The organism is Streptomyces sp. NPDC001714 (genome assembly GCF_042892755.1).
GTDB lineage: Bacteria > Actinomycetota > Actinomycetes > Streptomycetales > Streptomycetaceae > Streptomyces.
The window spans coordinates 63706-77656 of record NZ_JBIAUL010000034.1 but is presented as its reverse complement, the minus strand read 5'-3'; the positions used below and the strand labels follow the sequence as shown (position 1 = coordinate 77656).

The 13951-nt window shown below is 73.3% G+C and carries 14 protein-coding genes; 8 read left to right on the top strand and 6 right to left on the bottom strand.

Annotation, left to right across the window (positions count from 1 at the left end; all coding sequences use genetic code 11):
• Nucleotides 1–349: 349 nt before the first annotated feature.
• The 4 genes from ACFY0P_RS47980 (at nucleotide 350) to ACFY0P_RS47965 (ending at nucleotide 3976) form a co-directional block, all read left to right on the top strand.
• On the top strand, nucleotides 350–1033 hold the full coding sequence (locus ACFY0P_RS47980; protein WP_388928813.1) for a phosphoribosyltransferase: 684 nt from the start codon (nucleotides 350–352) through the stop codon (nucleotides 1031–1033).
• A 17-nt stretch (nucleotides 1034–1050) separates the two neighbouring features.
• Nucleotides 1051–1470, top strand: a complete 420-nt coding sequence (locus ACFY0P_RS47975; protein WP_388928812.1) for a TIGR03668 family PPOX class F420-dependent oxidoreductase — start codon at nucleotides 1051–1053, stop codon at nucleotides 1468–1470.
• Between the two features lie 73 nt (nucleotides 1471–1543).
• Nucleotides 1544–2545: a serine/threonine-protein kinase gene (locus ACFY0P_RS47970; RefSeq protein WP_388928817.1), complete on the top strand. Its 1002-nt coding sequence runs from the start codon at nucleotides 1544–1546 to the stop codon at nucleotides 2543–2545.
• Nucleotides 2546–2812: 267 nt separating this feature from the next.
• A complete protein-coding gene (locus ACFY0P_RS47965; protein WP_388928816.1) occupies nucleotides 2813–3976 on the top strand; it encodes an NAD(+)/NADH kinase in 1164 nt (387 codons plus the stop codon).
• A 307-nt stretch (nucleotides 3977–4283) separates the two neighbouring features.
• Here ACFY0P_RS47965 and ACFY0P_RS47960 read toward each other — a convergent pair whose 3' ends face one another.
• Entirely contained in the window at nucleotides 4284–5171 is an 888-nt protein-coding gene (locus tag ACFY0P_RS47960; RefSeq protein WP_388928815.1) for an aldo/keto reductase, read from the bottom strand.
• 199 nt (nucleotides 5172–5370) lie between these two features.
• Between ACFY0P_RS47960 and ACFY0P_RS47955 the strand changes: the two genes are divergently transcribed.
• A complete protein-coding gene (locus ACFY0P_RS47955; protein WP_388928811.1) occupies nucleotides 5371–5961 on the top strand; it encodes a TetR/AcrR family transcriptional regulator in 591 nt (196 codons plus the stop codon).
• Nucleotides 5962–5982: 21 nt separating this feature from the next.
• Here the strand turns inward: ACFY0P_RS47955 and ACFY0P_RS47950 are convergent, their stop codons facing one another.
• Together ACFY0P_RS47950 and ACFY0P_RS47945 are read right to left on the bottom strand one after the other, a co-directional pair.
• Entirely contained in the window at nucleotides 5983–7695 is a 1713-nt protein-coding gene (locus ACFY0P_RS47950) for a hypothetical protein (protein WP_388928810.1), read from the bottom strand.
• Nucleotides 7696–7831: 136 nt separating this feature from the next.
• On the bottom strand, nucleotides 7832–8905 hold the full coding sequence (locus ACFY0P_RS47945; protein WP_388928809.1) for a substrate-binding domain-containing protein: 1074 nt from the start codon (nucleotides 8903–8905) through the stop codon (nucleotides 7832–7834).
• A gap of 111 nt (nucleotides 8906–9016) precedes the next feature.
• Here ACFY0P_RS47945 and ACFY0P_RS47940 point away from each other — a divergent pair, with 111 nt between their 5' ends.
• Entirely contained in the window at nucleotides 9017–9475 is a 459-nt protein-coding gene (locus tag ACFY0P_RS47940) for a MarR family winged helix-turn-helix transcriptional regulator (RefSeq protein ID WP_388928808.1), read from the top strand.
• Between the two features lie 34 nt (nucleotides 9476–9509).
• Here ACFY0P_RS47940 and ACFY0P_RS47935 read toward each other — a convergent pair whose 3' ends face one another.
• Nucleotides 9510–10898: a hypothetical protein gene (locus ACFY0P_RS47935; protein ID WP_388928807.1), complete on the bottom strand. Its 1389-nt coding sequence runs from the start codon at nucleotides 10896–10898 to the stop codon at nucleotides 9510–9512.
• A 113-nt stretch (nucleotides 10899–11011) separates the two neighbouring features.
• Between ACFY0P_RS47935 and ACFY0P_RS47930 the strand changes: the two genes are divergently transcribed.
• Entirely contained in the window at nucleotides 11012–12256 is a 1245-nt protein-coding gene (locus ACFY0P_RS47930) for a molybdopterin-dependent oxidoreductase (protein WP_388928806.1), read from the top strand.
• A complete protein-coding gene (locus ACFY0P_RS47925) occupies nucleotides 12256–12714 on the top strand; it encodes a hypothetical protein (RefSeq protein WP_388928805.1) in 459 nt (152 codons plus the stop codon). The genes ACFY0P_RS47930 and ACFY0P_RS47925 overlap by 1 nt, the downstream gene beginning before the upstream one ends.
• Here ACFY0P_RS47925 and ACFY0P_RS47920 read toward each other — a convergent pair.
• On the bottom strand, nucleotides 12603–13313 hold the full coding sequence (locus ACFY0P_RS47920; protein WP_388928804.1) for a class I SAM-dependent methyltransferase: 711 nt from the start codon (nucleotides 13311–13313) through the stop codon (nucleotides 12603–12605). The two genes, ACFY0P_RS47925 and ACFY0P_RS47920, sit on opposite strands and share 112 nt — an antisense overlap.
• A complete protein-coding gene (locus ACFY0P_RS47915) occupies nucleotides 13310–13933 on the bottom strand; it encodes a DUF2064 domain-containing protein (protein ID WP_388928803.1) in 624 nt (207 codons plus the stop codon). The genes ACFY0P_RS47920 and ACFY0P_RS47915 overlap by 4 nt, the downstream gene beginning before the upstream one ends.
• Nucleotides 13934–13951: the final 18 nt, after the last annotated feature.

Genomic DNA, 13951 nt, shown 5'->3' with positions numbered 1-13951 from the left:
CGCTACGAGAAGACCGCGACCATCTACCTGGCCGGACTCCATATCGCCGGCATCTTCCTGTGGTCCGCCCCCTGATCCAAACGAAACAGCCTAGGGCCGGTACACCTTCCCGGTTCGGGCCTGCCGGGGGCGAGCAGCTGTCAGGGCCAGTGAGACGGCAGCGGCGGTGAGGGCCGGGAGGCGGAGACGGGTGGTCCGGAACCCGGAGGGCCGTCTTTCCCTCTGCTTGATCGGAGGCTTGATCGGAAGCTTGCTCCACAGTGGCAGGCGGGGACTGTACACGCAGTTTATAGAATGTGTGTGCGAATTCTTCGGGAGGGCTCGGCCTCCGGCACCTCCAGGTGTGAGCATGGAGGAGGGAGACCCCGACCTCGCCCGGGGAGGACGAACCGTGCGCTACCGGGACCGTGCCCACGCCGGCCGTGAACTCGCCGCCGCGCTGGTCGAGTTGCGCGACGAGGGTGCCCTGCCCGACCCGATCGTGCTGGCCCTGCCCCGGGGCGGCGCGGCCGTGGCCGCGGAGGTCGCGCGCGAGCTGCCGGCCCCGCTCGACGTGCTCGTCGTACGCAAGATCGGAGCCCCGCACCACGAGGAGTTCGGCGTCGGCGCGATCGCCGGGGACGACCCGCCGCTCCTGGACCGGGCGACCCTGGCCCACCTGGGCCTGAGCGAGGACACCCTCGCCCCCCTGGTCGAGCGGGAGCGGCAGGAGCTGCGCCGCCGTGAGCGCCGCTACCGGGAGGGCCGCCCACCGCCCGAACTGCGCGGCCGTACCGTGCTCGTCGTCGACGACGGCCTCGCCACCGGCTCCACCGCCCGCGCCGCGCTGCGCCACGTGCGGGGCCGGGGCCCCGCACGGACCGTGCTGGCCGTCCCGGTCGGCGCGCCCGACTCCCTGGACGCGCTCGCCGCCGAGGCCGACCTCGTCGTCTGCCCGTACCGCCCGGCCGTCTTCACCGCGGTCGGGCAGTGGTACGACGACTTCGGGCAACTGACGGACGCCGACGTGCTCGACGCACTGCGCCGGGCCTGACCGGGACGGGGCGCGCGGTGCCGGAGCTGACCGAGGGCGAGGCGCGACGCCGGTTCGCCGCGGCCCGGGTGGCCCGGCTCGCGACCGTGGACGGGAACGGCCGCCCCCATCTGGTGCCGGTCGTCTTCGCCCGCCACGGCGCCGACGGGATCGTCACCGCCGTGGACCACAAGCCCAAGACGACGACTGACCTCAAGCGGCTGCGCAACATCGCCGCGCGGCCGTCCGTGTGTCTGCTCGCGGACGCGTACGACGAGGACTGGGACCGTCTGTGGTGGGTCCGGGCGGACGGCGAGGCGCGGGTGACTCCCGCCGACGCGGCCCTCGTCGGGCCGCTGAGCGCGAAATACCCGCAGTACCGGGAACACCCTCCGGATGGCGCGGTCGTTCTCGTGACCGTGACGCGCTGGACCGGCTGGCAGGCGGCGTCCTTGTGACCTGCCCTTGTAACCTGCCGGTTCGAGCCGCCGGAACGTGACCTTCTCGCGGGCCGCGGGCCCGCTGGATACGATGTGGGTGATGGCGACGCGCATCGCGGGCTACGAGGTCCAGGGCGAGATCGGGCGCGGCGGCATGGCCGTCGTCTACCGTGCCACGGACCTGCGCCTGGACCGGACCGTCGCCCTGAAACTGCTGGCCCCCGAGATGGCCCGCAACGACACCTTCCGCCGTCGTTTCACCCACGAGTCGCGGGTCGCCGCCGCCATCGACCACCCCCACATCGTGCCGATCTTCGAGGCCGGCGAGACGGACGGCGTGCTGTACATCGCGATGCGCTACGTGTCGGGGCCCGACCTGCGCGCGCTGCTGGACAAGGAGGGCGTGCTGCCGGTGGACGCGGCGCTGCGGATCGCCGCCCAGGTCGCCTCCGCGCTCGACGCGGCCCACGAGCACGATCTGGTGCACCGGGACGTGAAGCCCGGCAACGTGCTGGTGGCGCGGGGCACGGACAGCGACCACCCCGAGCACGTCTATCTCACGGACTTCGGGCTCACCAAGAAGTCGCTGTCGCTGACGGGGTTCACGACGGTCGGCGAGTTCGTCGGCACGCTGGACTACGTGGCGCCGGAGCAGATCTCGGGGCGCCCGGTGGACGGCCGCTGCGATCTCTACAGTCTCGCCTGCGTGGTCTTCGAGATGCTGGCCGGCGGTCCGCCGTTCGTCCGGGACGAGGACATCGCGCTGCTGTGGGCGCACCAGTACGACGCCCCGCCCGCACTGAGCGAGGTGCGGGCGGGGCTGCCACCGGCGTTCGACGACGTGTTCGCCAGGGCGCTGGCCAAGGCCCCCGAGGACCGGTACGGCTCCTGCCTGGAGTTCGTGGCATCGCTGCGGTGCGCCGCGTACGGCCCCGGTCCGGCGCGGGAGCCCGCCGTGCCCCGGGACGCGGGCGGCCCTCCGACCGCCCGCCGCGACACCGTCCGCACTCCCACTCCCACCCAGGCCGTCGGCCGGGAAGCCGTGGGCTCCCCGCACCCGCCCGCCTGGGCCCGCCCGGTGTTCCGCCGGTAGCCGGGCTCCGGCCGCCCCGGTCCTCGGTGAGGTACTGCTCGGCCCAGACGGTCGTGCCGGTGCCGCCGTGCCGGGTGCCCCAGCGCTGGGTCATCCGGCCGACCAGGAGGAGTCCGCCGGATCCGCGCCAAACCGGACGTCAGCACCACCGCCGAGCTCACCCGGCCGGCCATCTCCCTCGGACTGTGATCCCGCTCCGCCCGACAGATCCGCCCCGCTCGTGACAGCGTGGGAGCAGCGGCCGGCAACGGTGTCCTGGAGGCGGAGATGACGGTGAACGGGCTCGGACTGGTGGTGCACGGCGGGCGTGCGGAGGCGGTGGACGCGGCCCGTGCCGTACGGGCGTGGGCCGCGGAGCACGACGTGCGGTGCACGGACATCGACGTGTGGCACGACGGTGGACGGCACCACTCGGGGGAGGAGGTCGCGGCCGCCGGCGATCCCGACCTGATCGTCACCCTCGGCGGGGACGGCACCTTCCTGCGCGGCGCCCGGCTCGCCGCCCGCAACGACGCGCTGGTCCTCGGCGTCGACCTGGGCCGGGTCGGCTTCCTGACCGAGGTGCCGGTCTGCTCGGTGCGGGAGGCGCTGGACGCGATCCGCGAGGACCGCTACACCGTCGACAGCCGCCTGCTGCTCACGATGCGCGCCTCCCGGCGCCTGGAGGTGCCCGCCGACATGGAGCGGCTGATGCAGTACGGCCGCGGGCCGCTGCTGCCGCCACCCCAGGTCCGCACGGACTGCGAACAGGACAGCGACTGGGGCGTACCGCTGCACGTCGCCGCGGTCAACGACATCGTCCTGGAGAAGCTGTCCCGCGACCGCCAGGTCTCCGTCGGCGTCTACGTCTCCGGCCGGCTGCTCGCCTCCTACTCCGCCGACGCGCTGCTGGTGGCGACGCCGACCGGCTCGACCGCCTACAGCTTCGCCGCCGGCGGGCCCGTCGTCTCGCCGTGCGCGGAGGCCCTCGTCTTCACCCCGGTCGCCCCGCACATGACGTTCAACCGCTCGGTCGTCACCGCCCCGAACGAGGCGGTCGGCCTGCGCGTCCTGGAACGCTCGGGACAGGCCGCGGTCAGCGTCGACGGCCAGGTCCGCGGCGTGCTGGAGCCGGGGGACTGGATCGGCGTGTACGCCGCCCCGACCCGGCTGCGGGTGGTCCGGCTCGCGGCGATGGACTTCTACGGCCGCCTGCGCGAGCGCATGAACCTGACCGACGCCCCGGCCGCGGTCGCCGACGGCACCCCCGCGCCCCTGTGGTCGCTGCGGACGCCGCCCCCCGGCGACCTCGCCCATCTCTCCCTGCCGCTCATGGCGGCGGACTACGCCGACGCGAAAGATCCGTGCGCCGACTGGAGAGACGGTGTCGCCCCGGCGCTGGAGAAGTCGGCCTTGCCACGTCATGCGCAGGAGGGCGACGACAACCCATGACCACCGACTCCCCGGCCCGGACGGCCCGGACGGTCCGGACCGTCCGCGGTCCGGTACCCGCCGTCGATCTCGACGGTGTGCGTTCCGGTGGTCAGGGGACCGGTCAGGGGCGGGGGGCATGTTCTTCTCCGTGTCCGGCGGGTTCCCGGAACACCGGCAGGACGCCGCGGCGAAGGAGAAGTTGGGACCGAATCATGTGAGGGCCGTGACATGCGCCCTCGCGCAAGCCCGGGGCCGGCTGTCCCGCCGGAACGGGGACTTCGCGGTCTCCGGCCCGGCGCCGGGCCGGAGCCGGCGGTGGTGTCGTTCAGTAGCGGTCGCCCACCGTCCGCGCGGCCAGCCCGTCCAGCGTGGCGGCCTCCTCGGCGGTCAGCTCGATGCCGGCGGCGGCCACGTTCTGCTCCAGCCACTTCACGCGCTTCGTGCCCGGGATCGGCACCACGGGAACCCCGAGGTGCGCACCCCGGGCCTGCACCCAGGCCAGTGCCAGCTGCGCCGGTGCCACGCCCTTCGCCGCCGCCAGGGTGCGGACGACGTCCGCGATCACCTCGTTGTCCGTCGTCCGGAACCGGGGCAGCCTGAGGCGCGCGTCGCTCGCCGGCAGCGCGGTGACGTCGACCGTGCCGGTCAGGAAGCCCCGGCCGAGCGGTGAGTACGCCACCAGGGCGACGCCCAGCTCGCGCAGGGCGTCCGCGACGGTCGTCTCCGGGTCCCGGGACCAGATCGAGTACTCGCTCTGCACCGCCGTGATCGGGTGCACGGCGTGGGCGCGCCGCAGTAGTTCGCCGGTCACCTCGGACAGGCCGATGTGCCGGATCTTGCCCGCCTTCACCAGCTCCGCCATGGCGCCGACGGACTCCTCGATCTCGGCGTTCTGCGGCGGCCGGTGCAGGTAGTAGAGGTCGATGTGGTCGACGCCCAGCCGTAGCAGGGAGGCGTCGCAGGCGCGCCGGATGTAGCCCGGATCGCCGCGCAGCGCCCAGCTGTCCCCGCCCATGCGGTCGATGCCGGTCTTCGTGGCGAGCTGGACCTCGTCCCGCCGGCCCGCGACGGCCCGGCCCACCAGCACCTCGTTGTGCCCGAAGGCGTAGGCGTCGGCGGTGTCGATGAGCGTGACACCCAGGTCGAGGGCCCGGTGGACGGTGCTGATCGCGTCGTCCCAGCTGGTCGGGCCGTATCCCTCGCTCATGCCCATGCAGCCGAGCCCCTGGGCGGAGGTGGTGAGGTCACCGAGAGAAACCGTGTTCACGGCATGACTCCGTTCGATGTGCGCCGTGCGTACGACGGCGGATACCGGAGGATCCTCCGGTATCAAGGGACGTTAGTGGAGGATCCTCCGGTAAGCAAGTGGGCAGAATGCCCGGTACGGTGACCGGCCTGGAGGGGAGTACGGCATGAACGAACAGGGACCCGCGCGGCCCGTGCGCGCCCATGCCCGCCGCAACCGCGAGAAGCTGGTGGCGGCGGCGCTGGAGGAGTTCACGCGCACCGGCAAGGACGTGCCGCTGGACAGCATCGCCAGGGCGGCCGGGGTCGGCATCGGCACCCTCTACCGGCACTTCCCGACCCGGGAGTCGCTGGTCCTCGCGGCCTACGAGCACGAGGTGGACCAGCTGTGCGCCGACGCGGCGGACTTCCTCGCGACACTCCCGCCGGACCGGGCGCTGCGCGAGTTCATGGGACGGCTGGCGGGCCTGCTCGTCACGAAGCAGCACATGTCCGAGGCGCTGCGCTCCGGCGGGACGGAGGGGGCGTACGCGAAGGTCTACGACACCATCGACACGCTCTTCACCGCGGGCGTCGCCGCCGGGACGCTCAGGTCCGACATGGAGACGGCGGACGTGGTCCGGGCCCTGGGGGGTCTGCTGCGACTGGACGCGGCCGGCGACTGGAAGGGGCAGGCGGACCGGCAGATCAGGCTCCTGATGGACGGCCTGCAGACGGGAGCTCCGGCCCGCGCGGCAGGGCGCGAGCCGGAGCGGTAGGGCGGTGGTGGTCCCGGCCGGTCAGTCCGCGGACCGAACCGTCGGCATGGCGAGCGAGACCGGGCCGGTCTTGCAGGAGTCGTGGCAGTCCTTCTCCAGGCTGCAGCACAGCGAGCAGATCGCCCCGGAGTGGAACGGGCAGTTCGCCACGTCCGGCCGCTCGAAGCCGGTCGCGCACACCGTGCAGGTCAGCGTGACCGCAGACGGCAGCCCGTCCGGGCCGAGCAGCGGCTCCGCGAGGTCGTCGACGCGGGCGATGTAGTACTTCCCCTTGGTCAGCACCGCGAACAGCGGCGAGAGCACCATCGCCAGGAACAGCGCGACGAACGGCGAGTACGCCTTGCCGTACTCCCCGAAGGCGTTGAAGTAGGCGGCGATCGAGACCGCCGACGCGATCAGCATCGAGCCGAAGCCGACCGGGTTGAAGTTGTGCAGGTGGGCCCGCTTGAACTCGATGTACGACGGACTCAGCCCCAGCGGCTTGTTGATGACCAGGTCGGCGACGACCGCGCCGATCCAGGCGATCGCCACGTTGGAGTAGAAGCCGAGCACGGTGTTGAGGAAGCCGAAGACGCCGCCCTCCATGAGGGCCAGGGCGATGCCGACGTTGAGGAAGATGTAGACCACGCGGCCGGGGTGACGGTGCGTCAGCCGGGAGAAGAAGTTCGACCAGGACAGCGAGCCGGAGTACGCGTTCGTCGAGTTGATCTTTATCTGGGAGAGGATCACGAAGAACGTGGCGAGACCGAGCGCGATCGGCGCCGCGAACGTCTTGAACCCGGACACGTACTGCTGGATCGGCTCGTTGGCCTTGGCCAGGCCCACGCTGCCGGCGATGTAGAAGGCGAGGAAGGCGCCGCCGATCTGCTTCGCCGCGCCGAGCACCACCCAGCCCGGACCGGCGGAGAGCACCGCCCCCCACCACTTCCTGCTGTTCTCGGGCGTCTTGTCCGGCATGAACCGCAGGTAGTCGACCTGCTCTCCGATCTGCGCGATCAGCGACAGCGCGACGCCCGCACCCGCGCCGACCCCGAGCATGCTGATGCTCGACCCCGTCGGCGAGTTGCCCGCGAAGTGCGTGAACTCCGAGAACTTGCCCGGCTCCTGGATCGCGATGGACACGAACGGCGCGACCATCAGCACCAGCCAGATCGGCTGCGTCCACACCTGCATCTTCGACAGCGCGGTCATCCCGTAGATGACCAGCGGCAGGATGATGACCGAGCAGATCAGGTAGCCCACGGCGAGCGGGATGTGCAGGCCCAGCTCCAGGGCCTGCGCCATGATCGAGCCTTCGAGGGCGAAGAAGATGAAGGTGAAGCTGGCGTAGATGACCGAGGTGAGCGTCGAGCCGAGGTACCCGAAGCCCGCGCCCCGGGTCAACAGGTCCATGTCGATGGAGTACTTGGCCGAGTAGTAGGAGATCGGGATGCCGGTGAGGAAGATGACCACGGCCGCGGTCAGGATCGCCACCATCGCACTGGAGAAGCCGTTGGAGATGGCGATCGAACCGCCGATCGCGAAGTCCGCGAGATAGGCGATGCCGCCCAGCGCGGTGGTCGCCACCACGTAGGGGGTCCAGCGGCGGAAGGACTTCGGCGCGTACCGCAGCGAGTAGTCCTCCAGCGTGTCGTTCTGCGCCCAGTCGTTGTAGGTCCGTTTGCCGTCCGTGCCGCTGCCCGTCCCGCCGTCCGCCACGGCCGGCGGTGCCTCTTTGCCGACGATCTCCGTCACGACTCTTCCCTCTCTCGTCCCCGGTCGTTTGCACGGAAGAGTCGCGGCGCGCTGTTTCCCGAACGTTTCACCTGCTTTAAAAGACAAAGCTTGATACTTCCCGTGGGAAGTATCGTGTCCCAGACGGAACTTGGGCTCAGAGTTGGGCTACGACGTGGAAGTCGAGGACGTCCGCCCGCGCCAGATACAGCCGTTGCGCGAGATGGTTGCCGCGCAGCCGTACGACGCCGCGCGGGCCCTCGTACGACACCGCGTCCCCGACCGCGCACATCGCCCGCACGTCCAGCGACCGGGCCCGCTCGGCCAGGGCCGCCAGCAGCCGTACGCCCTCGAAGCAGGACTCGCCGAGGCTCCCCACCACCGGGGCGTGCACCCCGAACCGGGCCGCGTGGCGGGCGCCGAAGTCGAGGCTCTCGGCGGTCGCGAGGGTCTCGAAGAAACCGGCCGCCGCCCACAGCCCGTCGGTGCCGTCCGCGCCGGTGGCCAGCAGGATGTTCTCGTCCATGTGGGTGCTCAGCCGCAGGCACCGCTGGTGCAGCCCGTACCCGGCGAACGCCCGGTTGAAGCGGGCCGCGTCCGCGCCCACCAGCAGCATCAGCACCGCGTCCGCCTCGCACCGCTCGATCCGGCGCAGCACCGGACCGAACCCCTCCGTCCCCAGGGGCACGAACACCTCGTCCCGCACCCGCCCGCCGCACTCCCGCGCGTACGCCCGTGCCGTGCGCGCGGTCACCCGGGGCCAGACGTAGTCGTTGCCCACCGTGCACCAGCGCCGCACCCCGGCCGCCTCCGTCAGCAGCCGCATCGCGGGCAGCAGTTGGGCGACGTCGGTCTCACCGGTCAGGAAGACGCCCGGAGTCCGCTCGCCGCCCTCGTACTGCGCGGTGTAGACGTACGGCACCCGGCCCGCGATCCGGGGCAGCAGCGCCTGCCGTACCGCCGAGGTGTGCCAGCCCACCACCCCGTCCACGGCGCCCAGCGAGACCAGCGCCCCCACCTCGGCCGCCACCCGCGCCGGCGGCGCCCCGCCGTCCACGGTGACCAGCCGGACCTCCCGGCCCAGCACCCCGCCCGCGGCGTTCAGTTCCTCCACGGCCAGCCGCGCGGCCGACTCGCACGACGGCCCGAGGACCCCCGCCGGCCCCTGCAACGGCACGACCAGGGCGAGGAGCAGGGTGCCGCGCACGTCGCTCGGCGGCGCCGGACGCATCGGCCACCTCCGTGCGGGCATGGGGAACGCGGATTCCGGTCCCGGGCCCCGGCGCCGTCGCCAAGACTCGTATTCTGCGCGCACAGTAGACCTACCGGAAGGACACCGGCAATGCCGTCCGTACCCTCCTCGCCGGACCTCGCCCACCTCCTCAGCCATGCCGAGCGGCGGGTCGTGCGGCGGCTGGCAGCGGTGCTGGCCGAGGAGGACTGCACGGTCGAGGAGTGGCGGGTCCTGTCGCTCGTCGGGGACGGCCGGGGGCACCCGATGTCCGAGATAGCCGAGCACGCCCTGATGCCGGCGCCCAGCCTGACCAAGCTCGTCGACCGCATGGTCGCGGACAACCTCGTCCACCGCCGCCCCGACCCCCACGACCGCCGCCGCGTCCTGCTCCACCTCACCCCGCGCGGCGAGGACCTCCACGGACGTGCCGCCCGCCGGGTCCACGACGACCAGGCCCGGCTGCTCGAACAGGTCGACGACGGGGCGGCGCTGGCCGGTCTCCTCGCGCGGCTCTCGGCGGCGGCCGATGTCCGGGCGGCGGACCTCGGCCCGTCGGTCCTCCCGTAGCCGTGCCGCCGCGGCCGGCCACCGGCCGACGGGGTCACCAGCCGGTGAACAGCAGATGGTTCAGCACCAGCCCGAGCAGTGCCTGTGCCGTGAGCCAGGCGCGCGGCCGGGGCAGAAACGCGCAGGCCGGCAGCAGCCACATCGCGAACGGCAGCCAGATGCGCTCCGTCTCCGCCTTGCTCATCCCGGACAGGTCGGCGAGCAGCAGGGCCAGCAGGGCGGCACCCACGAGGAAGGCGAGACGCTTCCGCGCAGGGGGCGCGGTGCGGTGGCGGACCAGCACGGCACCCGCCCGCCGCAGCCCGGCCACCGTCGCCAGACCCGTGATGACCACCGTGCAGGCCAGGTTGGCCCACACCCAGTAGCCGTACGGCCGGGTCCCGCCGACGCCCTGGTAGTAGCGGGTGACCAGCAGCCGGTACCCCTGCCACCAGTCGAACCCCGCAAGGGTGAACACGAGCGGGACGACCGCCGCCCCGGCCACCAGCAGCGCGAGCACGACAGGGCGGGCCCGGACCCGGCGCCGGCCGAGCACCAGCACCGCCGCCCCGATCAGCGCGAAGAGCGTCAGGCCGTACGACAGATAGCAGGTCAGCCCGTACAGCAGTCCCGCACCCGCCGCCCAGGCCACGGACCGGCCGGTCACCGCGAGGGCCAGCAGGGCCACCGTCCAGGCGGCGACCGCCGCGAAGTACCCGTCCGCCGAGGCACCCACCCACACCGCGGCCGGGGCCATGACCAGGAACGGCGCGGCCCGCCGGGCGAGCCGCTCGTCGGCCAGGGCCCGCACCGCGACCAGCACGGCGACACAGGCCGTCGACCCGACCGTGATGCACCAGGCGCCCGCCCAGCCGCCGCCGTGCAGCCCGATCCGGTCCAGGAGGACGAAGGTGAGCGTGGCCGCCGGCGGGTGCCCGGCGATGTGGGCCGGCCAGGGCGCCGGGGTGCCGCTGACGATGTGGTGGGTGAAGTCCCGCAGGGTCGCCGGGATGTCGTGGAAGCGGGAGATGACCGTCAGGTACTCGTTCGGGCTGGTGAGCCGGCCCGCCACGCCCCGCTGCCAGCCGTCGACCAGCGCCAGCGACCACGTCCAGGCCAGACAGGCGCCCCAGGCCGCGCCGAGCAGCCCGCGCCAGGGCAGCCGTACGGCCAGGTTCGGCCCGTACGCCACCACGGCGACCGCGACCAGCACGGCGGCCGGGGTGCCCGGGCCCAGGTGCGGGTCCCAGTCGGCGAACAGCGGCGGCCAGTGCACGAACAACACGCGGTAGGCGTCTTGCAGGTGCCGGCCGACCAGTACGGCGACGAGCACCAGCAGGGCGGCGGCGAGGACGGCGAGCAGATCGGCGAAGAGGCCGGCGCGATCGGCGGACGGATCGGCGGAGAGATCGGCGGGCCGATCACGGTGCGGAGCGCGGGTCACACCGGAACGCTAGGGCGGCGACCGCGCCGAACCGTGCATCAGGCGGCTGACGTCAGACTTTCGTCATGGGTCGTGCACCCGTTTCGGGGGTTTCCCCGGCCTACGGTCGGACCATGAGACCCGACGATCCACGGCTCCCCACCTCACCCGGCTTCTGGCGCAGCCCGCTGCGTGGCACCTGGTTCACCTCGGTGCTCGGCCTGGTGCTGCTCGTCGGCATCACCGTGCTGTTCGTGACGGGACTGGTGTCGTACGCCGCGTACAACCCGGACCTGGCCCCGGTGAACGACCAGACCCCGGACAAGGGCATCCTCGGCTTCTACCTCTTCTCCTGGCCGACGAACCCGTACTGGCTCTACCGGGTCACCCAGGGACTGCACGTCACCCTCGGCATCGCCCTGATCCCGGTGCTGCTCGCCAAGCTGTGGTCGGTGGTGCCGAAGCTGTTCACGCTGCCCCCGGCCCGCTCGCTGGCCCACGCCCTCGAGCGGATCTCGCTGCTGCTGCTGGTCGGCGGCGGCCTCTTCGAGTTCACGACCGGCGTCCTCAACGTCCAGCTCGACTACGTCTTCCCCGGCTCCTTCTACCCCCTGCACTTCTACGGCGCCTGGGTGTTCTTCGCCGCGTTCGTGGCGCACGCGGCACTGAAGACGCCGACGGCGCTGCGGGCGGTCCGGGAACGCCGACGGCACCGGGACGAAGGAGAGCTGGAGACGCCCCGGCCGGACGTGCCCACCGTCTCCCGGCGCGGGGCGCTGTGGTTCGTGGGCGGCGCGTCCCTGCTGCTGCTCGTCACGACGGCCGGGCAGAGCATCGGGGGCGCGCTGCGGCGTACCGCCCTGCTCGCACCGCACGGCGGAGCCGACCCGGGCAGCGGGCCGAACGGCTTCCAGATCAACAAGACGGCCGCGTACGCCGGGATCGACGCGTCGGAGACCGGGGACGAGGCGTGGCGGCTCGTCGTCACCGGACGCGGCGGCCGGACGGTCCGCCTCAGCCGCGCCGAACTGCTCCGACTGCCCCTGCACAGCGCCGCGCTGCCGATCGCCTGCGTCGAGGGCTGGTCGACCGCCGACCAGTGGTGGCGCGGGGTGCGGCTGCGCGACCTCGCCGCGCTCGTCGGCTACGAGAGCGACCCACCGGACGTGCTCGTCGAGTCCCTTCAGCGGCACGGCGCCTTCCGCCGCGGGGCCCTGCGCGCCAACCAGGTCGCCGACCCGCGCTCCCTGCTCGCCCTCCAGGTGAACGGCGAGGACCTGTCCCCCGACCACGGCTACCCCGCGCGCGTGATCGTGCCCGCCGCACCCGGTGTCCTCAACACCAAGTGGGTGGCCCGGATGACCTTCGGAGACCTGTGATGCGCCTGCGCCCTGCCATCGGCAGCCCCCTGCAGATCCTTCTCCTGGCCTGCTCGTTCGCGCTCGCCGCCTACGCCGGCCTGCGGCTGCTGTCCGGCGACTGGCTGGGCGTGGCGCTGTGGGTGGTGGGGGCGGCGCTGCTGCACGACCTGGTCCTGCTGCCGCTGTACGCGCTGGCCGACCGGGCGGTGGCGCGGGGGCTGGGCGCCGCCGGGCGCCGGGAGTGGACGATGTACGTCCGGATCCCGGCCGCGCTCTCCGCGCTGCTCCTGCTGGTGTGGTTCCCGCTGATCAGCGGGATGGTGGCCGGGCACTACCGGTCGGCCACCGGCCTGTCGACGGACGGCTACCTGGCCCGCTGGCTGCTGATCACCGCGGTGCTCTTCGGCGGCTCGGCGCTCCTGCTGGCGCGGAGGCTGCGCAGGGCGACGAAGCGGCGCCCGCCGGTCGCCCACTGAGCCTCCGGCTCCCAGCCCCGCGCGTACCGCAGCAGGGCCGGGGTGCCGAGCCGCGCCCAGAGGAAGGGTGCGCCGACCGCCTCCTGGGCGTCGGTGAGGTGGACGTCGGCGCGTTCGTCGACGTCCACCGGCGCGGTCTCCGCGATCAGCAGGCCACCGGGGGCGAGGAGCCCGGCCACCCGGCGCAGCAGGGCGTGCGGGTCACCGCCGATCCCGACGTTGCCGTCCATGAGCAGGACGGTGCCCCAGCGGCCCTCGCCGGGCAGCGGCTCGAAGACCGAGCGGCGCAGGGCCTGGCCGCCGAGCCGCACGGTGTGGTCCACGGCGGCCGCGCTGACGTCGATGCCGAGGACGGTACGGCCCCGGACGGCGAGTTCGGCGACCAGCCGCCCGGGGCCGCAGCCCACGTCCAGGACCGCGCCCTCGCAGCGGTCGAGGACAGCCCGGTCGACCGGGTCGGCCCGCGCGCACCACCGCTCGACGTCCAGGGGCAGCAGCCAGCCGTCGGTGCGGCGCAGGAACAGCGGGCCGTGCCCGGCGCGCAGGGCGGCGGCGTAGGGGTCGGCGCCGGTCCAGGGGACGGCCGCCGAGGTGGTCATCGGCCCGTTCCGCTGTGCGCCGTGCACCGGGCCAGCAGGGTGGCGAACCGGCCGTGCGGGACGAGGGCGGCGACGGCGGCCGCGTCGGCCGCGGTGTCCACGTCGCGCAGCCGGGGCAGGTCGCACACGCGCAGCCCGGCGCCGACGAGGCGCTGCCGCTGGACGGCGCCGGTCTCCGGCGTGGACATCGGCACCCCGCGCAGCAGGGCCGGGTCCGGGTCCGCCAGCCCCAGTGCCCAGAACCCGCCGTCCTCGGCGGCCCCGAAGTACGCGTCGCACTCCGCGAAGTCCACGGTGAGGAGGGCCGGGGTGACCTGGGGGGTGTCCATGCCGATGAGGAGGGCCGGGCCCGAGCAGTGCGCGAACGCGTCGGCGAGCCGCGCGTCCAGCCCGCCGGCACACTGCGGCACGACGTCGAAGCCGGGTGGCAGCCAGGGGCCGGGGGCGCCGTCGAGGACCAGGACACGACGGGCGGCGGGGGCCGCGGCGACGGCGTCCAGGGTGTCGGCGAGCGAGGCCTCGGCGAGGGCGGCGGCCTGGTCGGGGGAGAAGGGCGGGGTGAGCCGGGTCTTGACCCTGCCGGGGCGGGGTTCCTTGGCGATGACGAGGAGGGTGGTCATGGGGGTTCCTTGGGTGGT

Excerpts from the sequence above, each read along its gene's own strand:
- ACFY0P_RS47960 (WP_388928815.1), bottom strand. The coding sequence starts at position 5,171 with ATGGGCATGAGCGAGGGATACGGCCCGACCAGCTGGGACGACGCGATC.
- ACFY0P_RS47955 (WP_388928811.1), top strand. The coding sequence starts at position 5,371 with ATGAACGAACAGGGACCCGCGCGGCCCGTGCGCGCCCATGCCCGCCGC.
- ACFY0P_RS47945 (WP_388928809.1), bottom strand. The coding sequence starts at position 8,905 with ATGCGTCCGGCGCCGCCGAGCGACGTGCGCGGCACCCTGCTCCTCGCC.
- ACFY0P_RS47940 (WP_388928808.1), top strand. The coding sequence starts at position 9,017 with ATGCCGTCCGTACCCTCCTCGCCGGACCTCGCCCACCTCCTCAGCCAT.
- ACFY0P_RS47980 (WP_388928813.1), top strand. The coding sequence starts at position 350 with ATGGAGGAGGGAGACCCCGACCTCGCCCGGGGAGGACGAACCGTGCGC.
- ACFY0P_RS47930 (WP_388928806.1), top strand. The coding sequence starts at position 11,012 with ATGAGACCCGACGATCCACGGCTCCCCACCTCACCCGGCTTCTGGCGC.
- ACFY0P_RS47965 (WP_388928816.1), top strand. The coding sequence starts at position 2,813 with ATGACGGTGAACGGGCTCGGACTGGTGGTGCACGGCGGGCGTGCGGAG.
- ACFY0P_RS47915 (WP_388928803.1), bottom strand. The coding sequence starts at position 13,933 with ATGACCACCCTCCTCGTCATCGCCAAGGAACCCCGCCCCGGCAGGGTC.
- ACFY0P_RS47970 (WP_388928817.1), top strand. The coding sequence starts at position 1,544 with ATGTGGGTGATGGCGACGCGCATCGCGGGCTACGAGGTCCAGGGCGAG.
- ACFY0P_RS47920 (WP_388928804.1), bottom strand. The coding sequence starts at position 13,313 with ATGACCACCTCGGCGGCCGTCCCCTGGACCGGCGCCGACCCCTACGCC.
- ACFY0P_RS47925 (WP_388928805.1), top strand. The coding sequence starts at position 12,256 with ATGCGCCTGCGCCCTGCCATCGGCAGCCCCCTGCAGATCCTTCTCCTG.